This is a genomic window from Cellulomonas shaoxiangyii (assembly GCF_004798685.1).
GTDB lineage: Bacteria > Actinomycetota > Actinomycetes > Actinomycetales > Cellulomonadaceae > Cellulomonas > Cellulomonas shaoxiangyii.
Genome location: NZ_CP039291.1, coordinates 504,503 through 517,762 on the forward strand (window position 1 = coordinate 504,503; position 13,260 = coordinate 517,762).

A 13,260-nucleotide genomic window follows, 5' to 3' on the forward strand; every position below is an offset into this window, starting at 1 on the left:
GCGTGACGGGACGGCAGCCGGCCGCGTTCGCCGCGGTCGACCTCGGGGCGTCCAGCGGGCGCGTCATCGTCGGGCGCGTGCACGACGACGGCGCCGGCCCGCGGGTCGGCCTGCACGAGGTCCACCGGTTCCCCAACGGGCCCGTGCCCGTGCCGGGGGCCGGCGGTACGACGCTGCACTGGGACGTCCTCGCGCTGTGGCGCGGGGTCCTCGACGGCCTGCGGGCGGCCACGCGCGAGGCGGGGCCGCTGGCGGGCGTCGGGATCGACTCGTGGGCCGTCGACCACGGCCTGCTCGACGCGGACGGCACGCTGCTCGGCAACCCCGTGCACTACCGGGACGGGCGCACCGACGGCGTCCCGGAGCGCGTCTTCGGCGTCGTGCCCGCGGCCGAGCTGTACGCCCGCACGGGCCTGCAGGTGCAGCCGTTCAACACGGTGTTCCAGCTCGTCGCGGCGCAGGGGACGGCGCAGCTCGACGCGGCCCGGCGCGCGCTGCTGGTCCCCGACCTGCTGGGCGCGTGGCTCACGGGCGAGCAGGTCGCCGAGGTGACGAACGCGTCGACGACCGGCCTGCTCGACGCCACGACCCGCACGTGGGCGACGGACCTGGCCCGGCGGCTCGGCGTCGACGCGGGCCTGCTGCCGCCGCTGCGCGACGCCGGCGAGCTGCTCGGGCACGTCCGCCCGGACCTCGCGGAGCAGATCGGCCACCGCGCCCCGCTGCCCGTGTGGACGGTCGGCTCGCACGACACCGCGTCGGCGGTCGTCGCGGTGCCCGCCACGGGGGACGACTTCGCGTACGTCTCCTGCGGGACGTGGTCGCTCGTCGGGCTCGAGCTGCCCGCGCCCGTGCTCACCGAGGAGTCGCGCGCCGCGAACTTCACCAACGAGGCCGGCGTCGATGGCACCGTCCGGTACCTCAGGAACGTCATGGGCCTGTGGGTGCTCTCGGAGTCGCTGCGGACGTGGCACGAGGCGGGGCTGCCCGCGGAGCTGCCCGACCTGCTGGCGGCCGCCGCGCAGGTGCCGGGCCTGACGACGGTCGTCGACGTCGACGCCCCCGACTTCCTGCCGCCCGGCGACATGCCGGCGCGCATCGCCGCGGCCGCGGCACGCACGGGCCAGACGCCGCCGCGGTCGCAGGCCGAGACCGTGCGCTGCGTCCTCGACTCCCTCGCGCTGGCGTACCGGCGCGCGGTGCGGCAGGCGACGGCGCTGTCCGGGCGGGACGTGGCGGTCGTGCACCTCGTCGGCGGCGGCGTGCGCAACACGCTGCTGTGCCGGCTGACCGCCGACGCCACCGGGCTGCCGGTCGTCGCCGGCCCGGTCGAGGGCGCCGCGCTGGGCAACGTGCTGGTCCAGGCGCGCGCCGCGGGCGTCCTGAGCGGGTCGCTGGCGGACCTGCGGGCCGTCGGCGCGCGCGGACTCGACCTCGTCCGGTACGAGCCCGACCCCGCCGCAGCCGCCCGGTGGGACGCGGCCGAGCGCCGGCTGTGGGGCACGGGCGACCGGGGCGGCGTCCCGGCCTGACGGGTCCGGCGGCGAGGTCCCCGCGGTGCCGCGGCCCCGTGGGCCCTTCTGCACGGATGTAGGAATCGGGCCGGTGAAGCGTTTTTGATCCGACGCACGCGCTTCGACGACCCCGCCGGGGCTGCATTGTTAGCGCAAACAACGGCCGTTCCGGGGCACCACCGCACCCCCTCGGCCGACCGCCGCGGAGGGCCACGACACCCCCCGCGCGGCCGGACCGGCGCGCCGGCGCACCCGAGCCCCGCACCCCGTGCGCGGCCCGCGCGCGCCTCGTGCCGGCGCACCGAGGAGGCGCGTCCCGGTCCGCCGTCCGTCCCGCCCGCCGCCTGCGGCGGGCGACGCAGAGAGGCTGACGCATGCACCAGACGACGCGACGCGGACGACGGGTCCTCGTCGCCGCGACCACGGTCGCGACCCTCGCGCTCACGGGGGCCCTCGCGGCCCTGCCGGCGCAGGCCGCGGCGAGCACCCTCGGTGCCGCCGCCCAGCAGAGCGGCCGGTACTACGGCGCCGCGATCACGGTCGGCAAGATGAACGACGCGACCTACATGGGCATCGTCGACCGCGAGTTCGACTCGATCGTGGCCGAGAACGAGATGAAGATGGACGCCACGGAGCCGAACCAGAACCAGTTCAACTTCACCAACGGCGACCGGATCGTGAACTACGCCCTCGGCAAGGGCAAGAAGGTGCGCGGTCACACGCTCGCGTGGCACGGCCAGCAGCCCGGGTGGATGCAGAACATGTCCGGCCAGGCGCTGCGCAACGCCATGCTCAACCACGTCACGCGGGTCGCGACGCACTACCGCGGCAAGATCCACAGCTGGGACGTGGTCAACGAGGCCTTCGCCGACGACGGCCGCGGGTCGCGCCGTGACTCGAACCTGCAGCGCACCGGCAACGACTGGATCGAGGCCGCGTTCCGCGCCGCCCGCGCCGCGGACCCGGCCGCGAAGCTCTGCTACAACGACTACAACACCGACGGCGTCAACGCGAAGTCCACGGCGGTCTACAACATGGTCCGCGACTTCCGGTCCCGTGGCGTGCCGATCGACTGCGTCGGCTTCCAGTCCCACCTCGGCACGACCGTGCCGGGCGACTACCAGGCGAACCTCCGGCGGTTCTCCGACCTCGGCGTCGACGTGCAGATCACCGAGCTCGACATCCAGCAGGGGTCGAACCAGGCCACCGCCTACCGGCAGGTCACGCAGGCGTGCCTCGCCGTCCCGCGCTGCACGGGCATCACCGTGTGGGGCGTGCGGGACAACGACTCGTGGCGCACGGGCACGAACCCGCTGCTCTTCGACTCCGCGGGCAACAAGAAGGCGGCCTACACCGCCGTGCTCGACGCGCTCAACGCGGCGCCGCCGACGCAGCAGCCCACCCAGCAGCCGACGCAGCAGCCCACCCAGCAGCCGACGCAGCAGCCGACGCAGCAGCCCACGCAGCAGCCGACCCAGAACCCCGGCACGGGCGTCTGCCAGGTGACCTACCGCGTGCCGTCGCAGTGGCCCGGCGGGTTCACGGCGAACGTGTCGGTCACCAACCGGGGGGCGGCGCTCGACGGCTGGACCCTCACGTTCGCCTTCCCGGGCAACCAGACGGTGCAGCAGGCGTGGAACGGCGTCGCCACGCAGAGCGGGCAGCAGGTCACGATCCGCAACGCCGACTACAACCGCTCGCTGCCCACGGGCGGCACCGTGGAGATCGGGTTCAACGGCGGCTTCTCCGGCTCGGCGAAACCCCTCCCGACCGCGTTCGCGCTGAACGGCGTCCCGTGCAACGGTGCGGCGCAGCCGACCGCCACGCCGACGACGCAGCCGACCGCGTCGCCGACGACGCAGCCGACCGCCACGCCGACGACGGGACCCACCCCCACCCCGACGCTCCCCACGGGCGCGCTGCCGACGAGCTTCCGCTGGTCGTCGTCGGGGGCGCTCATCAGCCCGCGGTCGGACGCCTCGCACACCACCGCCTCCGTGAAGGACCCGTCGGTCGTCTTCCACGACGGCAAGTACCACGTCTTCGCGACGGTGTGGGCGAACAACGGCTACAACCTGATGTACACGAGCTTCACCGACTGGTCGCAGGCATCCTCGGCCCCGCACCACTACCTCGACCGGACGGCGATCGGCACGGGCTACCGGGCCGCGCCGCAGGTGTTCTGGTTCGAGCCGCAGAAGCTCTGGTACCTCGTCTACCAGACCGGCAACGGCTCGTACTCGACGACCACGAACATCGCCGACCCGTCGTCGTGGTCCGCGCCGAAGAACTTCTACGGCAGCCAGCCGCAGATCATCCGCGACAACATCGGCAACGGTCACTGGGTGGACTTCTGGAACGTCTGCGACGCCCAGAAGTGCTACCTGTTCTCCTCCGACGACAACGGGCACCTGTACCGCTCCGAGACGACGCTGGCGAGCTTCCCGAACGGGTTCACCAACACCGTCATCGCGATGCAGGACGCCAACCGCAACCGGCTGTTCGAGGCGGTGAACGTCTACAAGGTCGCCGGGCAGCAGCAGTACCTGATGGTGCACGAGGCCATCGGCTCGGACGGGCGCCGCTGGTTCCGCTCGTGGACGGCGCCGCAGATCACGGGGCCGTGGACGGACCTCGCGGACGAGGAGAGCAACCCGTTCGCGCGGGCGAACAACGTGTCGTTCCCCGGCGGCGTCTGGACGAACGACATCTCGCACGGGGAGCTGGTCCGGCGTGGTGTGGTGGACCAGACCATGGAGATCAGCCCGTGCAAGCTCGAGTACCTCTACCAGGGGCTCGCACCCGGGTCGGGCGGCGACTACAACTCGCTGCCGTGGCGCCTCGGCCTGCTGACGCAGACGAACTCCACCTGCTGACGCCAGGCCTTCCCACCTGCTGAGGCAGGCGGTCCGGCCGTCGCTCTCGGTGACGGCGGCCGGACCGGGGCGTCCGGGGCGACCACGCGGCGCCGGGGTCGTGAAGTCTCGGCCAACGCTGCACGGCCACCGGACGACCGGGCCCCGCACCGGGCGCGCGGCCCCGATCATGGCGTGCGTGCCGACCGCCACCCCCGCCCTGCCGGCCCCCGCCCCCGCGCCCGCCCGCCTCGGCGAGGTCAGCGCGCCCGTGCAGGTCGTGTCCGCGCTCGACGTGATGAGCGACATCGAGGTGCTGTTCCGCGCGCCCCGGCGCAGCTGCGTCGTCGTGCACGACGCCCAGGGCGGGAGGGTCGGCCTGCTCACCCGGCACCGGTACACCGAGGTGATGACCGGGCGGCTGGGCTACGGCCGTGCCGTGATGACGCGCCGTGAGGTCGGCCGCGCCGCGGACTGGGCGCCGCTCGTGCTGGACGCGGGGACGAGCGTCGTCGACGCCGCCCGGGCCGCCATGGCCCGGGACGCGACCGTCCGGCACGACGACGTGCTCGTCCCCGGTCCGTCGTGGTCCGCGGCGTCGACGGCCGACCTCGTGCAGGCGCTCACCTCGGCCCTCGCCGACCGCGCCGCGCGGGACCCGCTCACGGGTGTGCTCTCCCGCGCGCACCTCGTCGCGACGACGACGCAGTGGGCTGCCGGTGCGGTCCCCGGCACGCGGCGCCGGCTGCTCCTGGTGGGGCTCGACGTCGACGGCATGGCGCACCTCAACGCGTCCGCGGGGCTCGACGCCGGCGACGACGCGCTGCGCACGGTCGCGTCCCGGCTGTGCGACGCGGCGCCCGCGGGCTGTGTCGTCGGGCGGATCGACGGCGACGCGTTCGGCGTCCTGGTGCTGCTGCCGGCCGTGTACGACGACCGCGCCACCGAGCTCGCGGCCACGCTGGGCGCGCGGCTCGTCGGGGCGTGCGCGGGGCTGCCGGTGACGCTGCGCGCCACGACGTCGACGTCGCTCGCGGGGTGGGCGGACCCCGGTCTGCTGCTCCTGGAGGTCGAGCGGGGACTGCGCTCGGCGCCGCGCGCGTCGGCGCCCGCGGGCCTGCCGACGCGGGACCGGCACTGACGCCTACGAGGCCAGCCGCGCGCCCCGGTCGAGGGCGGCGCCCGGGGCGGCGCCGTCGGCGGCCTCGCCCCGGCTGACCTCCGCCCACACCGCGTCGAGGGAGAGGCCGAGCACGGCAGCGACCGCCGCGACGGTCGCGAACGACGGCGTCGGGACGCGGCCGGACTCGATCTTGCGGAGCGTCTCGGGGGAGACGCCCGCGTCGAGGGCGGTCGCGAGCATCGGGCGCTCGGCACGGGCGCGGCGCAGCAGGGCGCCGAGGCGCCGGCCGCGTTCGACGTCGGCGGGGGTGAGCGGCAACCGGACCATCCCGGGATTCTAGTACCGGGATAGCATGACCGGGATAGTTGTCGCAGGACACGGAAGGCGCCCCATGATCGAGATCCTCAGCCCCACCGAGCTGGCCCGTGCGCGCGTCACCGGCGCCCTCGTCGCGGACATCCTGCAGACGCTGCGCAGCCGCACCGCCGTGGGCACGAACCTGCTCGACATCGACCGCTGGACCCAGGCCATGATCACCGAGGCCGGTGCGCAGTCCTGCTACGTCGACTACGCGCCCTCCTTCGGGCGCGGCCCGTTCGGCCACTACGTCTGCACGTCCGTGAACGACGCCGTGCTGCACGGGCTGCCGCACGACTACACGCTCGCCGACGGCGACCTGGTGTCCCTCGACCTCGCCGTGTCCAAGGACGGCGTCGTCGCCGACTCCGCCCTCAGCTTCGTCGTCGGGGCGACGCAGCGTCCCGAGGACCTCGCGATGATCGACGCCACCGAGCGGGCGCTCGAGGCGGGCATCGCCGCGGCCCGGCCGGGTGCCCGCGTCGGGGACCTCTCGCACGCGATCGGCACCGTGCTCGCCGCGGCCGGCTACCCGGTCAACACCGAGTTCGGCGGGCACGGCGTCGGGTCGACGATGCACCAGGACCCGCACGTGGCCAACGCCGGGCGGCCCGGCCGCGGCTACCCGCTGCGCCCCGGGCTGCTGCTCGCGCTCGAGCCGTGGGTCATGGCGGACACCGACGAGCTCGTGACGGACGCGGACGGCTGGACGCTGCGCAGCGCGACGGGCTGCCGCACGGCCCACCGCGAGCACACGATCGCGATCACGGACGACGGGGCCGAGATCCTCACGCTCCCGTCGGACGCGCACCGGTAGCCCGAGGGAGCGCGTCCCGCGGCCGGGCGGCACCCGCTACGCGAGGCCGCCCACGTACACGCCGGCGGCGCGCAGCTCGTCGATGCCCGGCGTCGCCGGGTCCAGCCCCTCGACGTCGACGCCGAGCAGCGCGGGCATGCCGAGCAGCGGGCGCAGGTCGGCCACGGGGTTGCCGCCGAGCCACAGCTCGTCCACGGCGGGCAGCGCCACGAGCGTCGCGGCGTCGGTGATCCGGTTCTCGCGTACGTCGAGCATGGTCAGGGCGGGGAGCGCGGCCAACGGGGACGGGTCGGCGACCCGGGCCCGGGCGAGCGTGAGCCGCGTCAGGCCGGTCAGCGCCGCGAGGGGCGTGACGTCGGCGACCGCGGTGCCGGACAGGTCGAGCTCGGTCAGGCCGGTCGCGCCGGCGAGCGGCGTCAGGTCGGCGACGCCGGTGCCGGCGAGGCCGAGCCGGCGCAGCCCGGGTGCGCCCGCGAGCGGCGTCAGGTCGGCGACGTCCGTGCCCGACAGGCCGAGGTCGGTGAGCGGCAGACCGGTGAGCGGGGTCAGGTCCGCGACGGGGTTGTGCGTGAGCGTGAGCGTGCTCAGGTGCTCCGCGGCCGCCAGCGGGGCGACGTCGGCGACCGCGTGGCCGCTCAGGTCGAGGTCCACGAGCTCCGGCAGTGCGTCGATGCCCGTGAGGTCACGCACGCAGGGGTCGACGGGCGCCGCGCTCGCGGCCCCTTCGGCGGCGGGGAGCCGGGGCGACTGGTCGCGGCAGGCGACGGTGGCGGGTGCCGAGGCCGGCGCCCACGTCGCGGAGTCGTCCCGACGGCACTCGACCGTGCGCACGGCGTCGAGCGCCGAGCGCGAGACGGAGGCGTCGGGAGCGACGTCGAGGACGTGGGCGAGGCACGCCGCCAGCGCCGGGTCGGGGACGAGGTCCGCGAGCCGCAGCCGCGGCGCGGTCCGTGCGACGACGACACCGGTCACGACGAGCACGGCGACGACCGCGCCCGCCCCCGCGGCGAGGGCGCCCCGCCGCGCGCGCGTGCGGCGTGCCGCCGGGTCGAGCGCGGCGACCGGCGCGGGCACCCAGTGCGCGAGCCGGCGCGGTGCCCGGACCGCCGCCCACGTCGCGACGACCGCCGCGACGAGCGCGACGGCCCCCACGGGCACGTAGCCGTCGGCGAGCAGCGCCGCGACCGGCGCCGCGGTGCGGTACCGGGCGAGGGCGACCGCGGTGGCGACGGTCTGCGCGCCGACGCCGACGACCGCGCCGAGCGCGACGGCAGCGGACGTGCCCGCCGCGAGGGCCACGGGCAGCCGCCGCCGACGCAGCACACCGGTGCCGACGAGGACGGCGGCGACGCCCAGCAGCGCCACGCCCACCGGGGCGAACGCCGTCACCGCGGTGACGGTGAGCCGCCAGTGGCCGAGCGCGAGCCGCAGGTCGAGGAAGCCCAGCGGCGACGCGGCGAGGACGCCGAGCGCGGCGAGCAGGGTGCCGAGCGCGACCGCGGACACGGCGGCGGCGCGCGTGCGGCGCGTCGGCGGGGTGCCGGCGGTGCCGGCGGCGAGGCAGGCGAGCGGCACGAGCCCCAGCAGCAGGGCGAGCCCGGCGACGGGAAGGGTGTGCGACGACGACGTCCACGGCGCGGCGGCGGCCGCGCCGAGCACCGCGAGGGCGCCTGCACCCGCGCGCCGTCGACCCGCTCCGTGCAGCACGGCGTGCAACCTACCGGGGCCGGGCGCGACCCGTCCGCGTCCCGGGCCGGCTCAGCCCAGCCGGCCGGCTCAGCCCAGCCGGCCGACTCAGCGCAGCCGGCCGGCGACCGCGTCCGGCAGGGCCTCGACCAGGGCCCGGGTGTCCTCGTGCTGCGGCGCGCGCAGCAGGTCGCCCAGCGGCCCGGACTCGACGATGCGCCCCTCCGCGAGGACGAGCACGGTGTCGGTCAGGCGGTCCAGCAGGCGCACGTCGTGCGACGCGACCAGCAGGCCGATGCCGTCGGCGCGCACGAGGGCGCGGACGTCGGCGGCGACCTCCTCGCGCATGGCCTGGTCCACGGCGGTGAGCGGCTCGTCGAGCAGCAGCAGGTCCGGCTTCGCGGCCAGGGCGCGCGCGATCGCGACGCGCTGGCGCTCGCCGCCGGACAGCGACTGGACGGTGCGCGTGACGAACCGGACCGGCAGGCCGACGACGCCGAGCGCCGCCTCGACGTCGTTGTTGGTCGAGCGGCCGGCCTTGCGCGCCTCGGTGAACGCGTCCTGGATCGTCTTCTCGACCGTGCGCTGGGCGTCGATGCCCGCCAGCCCGTTCTGGTGCACCGTGCGCAGCCGCGCCTTGATGGCCTTCTTCTGGCGCAGCGGGGGCTTGGAGACGTTGACGCCGTCGAGCGTGACCTGGCCCTGCCAGGGCCGCTGGTGGCCGCCGAGGATCTCGACGAGCGTGGACTTGCCCACGCCGGAGCGCCCGAGCAGCCCGACCGCGTCGCCGGGGCGCAGGGTGAGGCTGACGCCGTCCAGGACGGGCGGGCCGCCGTAGCCGGCGTGGACGTCGGTGGCCTGGAGGACTGCGGGGGTGCTGCTCATGTCACTGCTCTCGTCGTCGCGTCCGGCCGCGCGGGGCCGCTCACTGCCCCTCAACGTACGACCCGGCGTCCAGGATCCCGGCATCGGGGGCTGGTCGCCGCCCGACGCCGGGTCCGGTGCGCGTCACCCGTGGTGGTGCCCCGCGCCGGACCCGGGCACGCGCGCGGCCTCGTCACCCGGCTCCACGACCACGAACTGCGCCATGAGGCCCTCGTCCTCGTGCAGGAGCAGGTGGCAGTGCACCATGTACGGCGTGTCGGGGTCGGCGTAGTCGTCGAACCGCATGACCAGCCGGTACGTGCGCTGCGGCTCGAGGTAGACGGTGTCCTTGGCGCCGGCCAGCGGCGGGGGCGGCGCCTCGCCGTCGATGTCCGCGACGCGGAACTGCACGTCGTGCACGTGCAGGTTGTGCGGCACGAGGTCGAGGTTGCGGACCTCCCACACCTCGGTCGCGCCGCGCTCCACGGTGGCGTCGATGCGGTCCATCGCCATGCGCCGGCCGTTGATCTCCCGCCCGCTGACCGTGAACGTGCGCGTCACGGTCGCGTCCTCGGCGCGCAGCGGCTCGAGCGCCGTCAGCGCCCCCGCCACCTCCGGCGACGGCTCCAGGGTGGCGGCCGCGCGCAGCTCCAGGACGTCGAACTCGTCGTTCGCGCCCGCGGCGAACCCGGCGGCGATGCGCCCCAGGTCCGGCCGGAACGAGCGCAGCCGCACGCGCTCGCCGGGTGCCATCGCGACGACGACCTCCGCGCGCTCCCCGGGCGACAGCTGCACCCGGGTGGTGGGCACGGGCGCCTCCAGCAGGCCGCCGTCGGACGCGACCTGGGTGAACGTGCGGTCGTCGGCGAACCCGAAGGCGTACGTGCGCGCGGTCGAGCCGTTGAGCAGCCGCAGGCGGACGTGCTCCGTCGTCACCGGCACGTGCGCGCCGCGCACGCCGTTGGCCGTGACGACCGAGCCGAGGATGCCGACCTCCGCGCGCTCGGTGGTGAGCGTGCCGTCCGCTGCGACGTCGCGGTCCTGCACGACGACGGGGACGTCGTCGACGCCGTACTCCTGCGGCAGCCCCACGTCGGGCGCGTCCGGGTCGTCCAGCAGGAAGAACCCCGCGAGGCCCTTGTAGACGTGCTCCTCGGTGCGCCCGTGGGGGTGCGGGTGGTACCAGAGCGTCGCGGCCGGCTGGTCGACGCGCCACGTGGGCCGCCACGTCGCGCCGGGCTCGACCTCCTGGTGCGGCCCGCCGTCCATGGCGGCCGGCAGGTGCATGCCGTGCCAGTGCACGCTCGTGGGCTCGGGCAGCTCGTTGCGCACCTGCACCGCCACCTGCTCGCCGCGCGACGCGCGCAGCGTCGGGCCGAGCAGGTCGCCGTCGAAGCCCCACGTCGGGGTGTCGACACCGTCGAGGAACTGCGTGGTGCCCTCCTGCGCCGTGAGCGAGAAGACGCGCGTGCCGTCGGGCGCGACCGCGGACGGCGCCAGCGGCGGCACGGGCATGGGCGTGTCGAAGTCGGCCGGCTCGTCGACCGACGACACCGACACCGACCCGCAGGCGGCGAGCGTCCCGGACAGGACGACCGCCGCGGCGAGCGCAGCCGCGACCCGGCGGGCGCCGGCGGCGCGGCTCACGGCCGCGCCCCCGCCCGCCACTGCGCGAGCGCGCGGCCCAGCAGGCCCGCGCCGGCGCCGAGCAGCGCGGCCCACGCCATCTCCCACACCGTGGCGAGCGCGACCATGCCGGGCGTGAACCCGGTGCCGCCGCCGACGAGCGTCGAGACGGTGACGAGGCTGGCGCCGTACAGCAGCCCGGCGAGCGTGCCCGTGCGGACGGGCCGGGGGACCGCGCGCAGGCCGAGGACCGCGACCCAGGTGACCGCGGTGGCTGCGAAGACCACCGCGGCGAAGGCGGCGCCGTCCCACCCGGTCACGCCGACGAGGGGCCACGCGAGCACGGTCGCGGCGAGGCCCAGGACGGTGCGCCACCGCACGGGCGGCGCCGATGTGCTGGTCAGAGTCATGTTCTCCATGCACTCGACGCTAGGAACGGCGCCGCGCGGGCACATCCGCCGGGTGTCGACGCCGGGCCCTCGTCCTGCTCGGGGGCCGGTGTCGTCACCAGGCGACGTCCGGGGTCGACCACCGGGAGATGTCCCGGAGCGCCGGCCCTTCCTACGCTCGGGGGATGGACGGCCCTCCCGCGACGTCGCGCCGCGTCGACGTGCTGCTCGCCGTCGCGACCTGCGCCGCCGTGGCGCTCACGGTCGGGTCGGGGGTGGCGGCCGAGCGCGCGCCGTCCCCGGTCGCGTACGCGTTCGCGCTCGGGTTCGGCGCGCTGCTGCTCGTGCGCCGGCGGTGGCCCGTCGCGGTCCTCGTCGTCACGGTGCTCGGCATCTTCGCGTACTACGCGCTGGGGTTCCCCGCGATCGGGCAGGCCCTGCCGGCGGCCGCGGCGCTGTACTCGGCGGCGGAGCTCGGGCGCACGCGCGTCGCCGTGGTCGCCGGGGCGGTGCTCGTGGGCGTCGCGGCGTACTTCCGCATCGACGAGGGGCTGCCCACGTCGTACCTGCTCAGCTACGAGCTGCTGACGAACGTCGCGCTCGTCGTCGCCGCCGTCGCGCTCGGCGTGAGCGTCCGGGTGCGGCGGCGCTCGCGCGACGACCAGGAGCGGCTGCGTGCCGCGGCCCTCGCGGAGCAGCAGGCGCAGGCCGAGCAGCGGATGCAGGACCAGCGCGTGCGCATCGCGCGGGACCTGCACGACAGCGTCGGCCACTCGCTCGCCGTCATCGCGGTGCACGCGCACGTCGCGCAGGAGGCCGTGGGGCGTGACGACGCGCTCGTCGGGGAGTCCCTCGAGCGGATCACCGCCGCGACGGCGTCGACCCTGCGCGAGCTGCGCTCGACGGTCCGGGTGCTGCGCACCGCCGGGGACGACCCGGCGCGCGGCACGGCCGGCCTGGGCGCCGTGGACGCGCTCGCCGAGTCGACGCGCGCCGCCGGCGTGGCCGTCGACCTGGCCCTCGACGTGCCCGACGGCGCGGTGGACGGGGCGATCGGCGCCGCCGCCTACCGGATCGTGCAGGAGGCGCTGACGAACGTGCTGCGGCACGCGCGGGCCCGGCGCGTCGCGGTCCGCGCGGCGGTCGTCGACGGGTGGCTCGAGCTCGCGGTCCGGGACGACGGCGTCGGGGCCGCGGCCACGCGGCCCCCCGGGTCGGGGCCTGCGGGCGACGGGCAGGGCCTGCGCGGCATGGCCGAGCGCGTCGCGCTGCTCGGCGGGTCCCTCACGTCCGGCGCGGGCGACGGCGGCGGGTTCGCGGTGCACGCGCGCCTGCCGGCGAGGCTCACGTCGTGATCCGCGTCGTGCTGGTCGACGACCAGGAGCTGCTGCGCACCGGGCTGCGCGCGCTCGTCGAGCGCGACGGCGACGTCACGGTCGTCGGGGAGGCCGGCACGGGCCGGCAGGGGCTCGCCCGGGTGCGCGAGCTGCGTCCCGACGTCGTGCTCATGGACGTGCGCATGCCCGACCTGGACGGCCTCGAGGCGACCCGCCTGATCGTGTCCGACGCCGCGCTCGCGGGCGTCGCCGTCGTCGTGCTGACGACGTTCGACGAGGACGAGCTCGTGTTCGGGGCGATCCGTGCCGGCGCCGCCGGGTTCCTCCTCAAGGACGTCGCACCGGACGAGCTGCGGCAGGCCGTGCGCACCGTCGCGGCGGGGGAGTCGCTGCTCGACCCGACGGTGACGGGGCGCGTCCTGGCGGCCGTCGCGGCGACGCCACCCGCCGTCGACGACTCCCGCCTGGCCGCCCTGACCCTGCGCGAGCGGGATGTGCTGCGCGAGGTGGGCCGCGGCCGCTCGAACGACGAGGTCGCCGCGGTCCTGCACCTGAGCCCGGCGACGGCGCGCACGTACGTCAGCCGCCTGCTCACCCGCCTGCACGCGCGCGACCGCTCCCAGCTCGTGGTCCTCGCGTACGAGACGGGGCTCGTGCGACCGGGGGACCCGGGGTGACACCGCGTGCGGAGG

General features: G+C 76.2%; 11 protein-coding genes. 6 read left to right on the forward strand and 5 right to left on the reverse strand.

The genetic code is table 11. The features are described from left to right. Positions 1-2 precede the first annotated feature (2 nt). The 3 genes from E5225_RS02295 to E5225_RS02305 all read left to right on the forward strand — a co-directional run bounded on the left by E5225_RS02295 (position 3) and on the right by E5225_RS02305 (position 5,510). The gene (locus E5225_RS02295) at positions 3-1,532 is read left to right on the forward strand and encodes a rhamnulokinase (RefSeq protein ID WP_135973539.1); all 1,530 of its coding nucleotides are present in this window, start codon (positions 3-5) and stop codon (positions 1,530-1,532) included. 356 nt (positions 1,533-1,888) lie between these two features. After that, a complete protein-coding gene (locus tag E5225_RS02300; RefSeq protein WP_135973540.1) occupies positions 1,889-4,390 on the forward strand; it encodes a non-reducing end alpha-L-arabinofuranosidase family hydrolase in 2,502 nt (833 codons plus the stop codon). A gap of 178 nt (positions 4,391-4,568) precedes the next feature. Beyond that, positions 4,569-5,510: a diguanylate cyclase domain-containing protein gene (locus E5225_RS02305; protein ID WP_166435954.1), complete on the forward strand. Its 942-nt coding sequence runs from the start codon at positions 4,569-4,571 to the stop codon at positions 5,508-5,510. Positions 5,511-5,513: 3 nt separating this feature from the next. Here the strand turns inward: E5225_RS02305 and E5225_RS02310 are convergent, their stop codons facing one another. Next, positions 5,514-5,819 (reverse strand): helix-turn-helix domain-containing protein, encoded by a 306-nt coding sequence (locus tag E5225_RS02310; protein ID WP_135973542.1) that lies wholly within the window; start codon positions 5,817-5,819, stop codon positions 5,514-5,516. Between the two features lie 64 nt (positions 5,820-5,883). Between E5225_RS02310 and map the strand changes: the two genes are divergently transcribed. Next, the gene (gene map / locus E5225_RS02315; protein ID WP_135973543.1) at positions 5,884-6,666 is read left to right on the forward strand and encodes a type I methionyl aminopeptidase; all 783 of its coding nucleotides are present in this window, start codon (positions 5,884-5,886) and stop codon (positions 6,664-6,666) included. Between the two features lie 36 nt (positions 6,667-6,702). On the opposite strand, the gene E5225_RS02320 is transcribed toward map, so the two are convergent. The 4 genes from E5225_RS02320 to E5225_RS02335 all read right to left on the reverse strand — a co-directional run bounded on the left by E5225_RS02320 (position 6,703) and on the right by E5225_RS02335 (position 11,261). Further along, positions 6,703-8,373, reverse strand: a complete 1,671-nt coding sequence (locus E5225_RS02320) for a leucine-rich repeat domain-containing protein (RefSeq protein ID WP_136225281.1) — start codon at positions 8,371-8,373, stop codon at positions 6,703-6,705. A gap of 87 nt (positions 8,374-8,460) precedes the next feature. Further along, complete coding sequence (locus E5225_RS02325; RefSeq protein ID WP_166436059.1) at positions 8,461-9,237, reverse strand: ABC transporter ATP-binding protein; 777 nt, start codon at positions 9,235-9,237, stop codon at positions 8,461-8,463. 123 nt (positions 9,238-9,360) lie between these two features. Next, a complete protein-coding gene (locus E5225_RS02330; protein ID WP_243738403.1) occupies positions 9,361-10,863 on the reverse strand; it encodes a multicopper oxidase family protein in 1,503 nt (500 codons plus the stop codon). Next, positions 10,860-11,261 carry a hypothetical protein gene (locus tag E5225_RS02335; protein WP_135975321.1) on the reverse strand — a complete coding sequence of 134 codons (402 nt, stop codon included), beginning with the start codon at positions 11,259-11,261 and terminating at the stop codon, positions 10,860-10,862. Before E5225_RS02335 ends, E5225_RS02330 begins: the two co-directional genes overlap by 4 nt. 155 nt (positions 11,262-11,416) lie before the next feature. On the opposite strand from E5225_RS02335, the gene E5225_RS02340 reads away from it, so the two are divergent. After that, positions 11,417-12,586 carry a sensor histidine kinase gene (locus E5225_RS02340; RefSeq protein ID WP_208012639.1) on the forward strand — a complete coding sequence of 390 codons (1,170 nt, stop codon included), beginning with the start codon at positions 11,417-11,419 and terminating at the stop codon, positions 12,584-12,586. Then, positions 12,583-13,245, forward strand: a complete 663-nt coding sequence (locus tag E5225_RS02345; RefSeq protein WP_135975317.1) for a response regulator transcription factor — start codon at positions 12,583-12,585, stop codon at positions 13,243-13,245. Before E5225_RS02340 ends, E5225_RS02345 begins: the two co-directional genes overlap by 4 nt. Positions 13,246-13,260 lie beyond the last annotated feature (15 nt).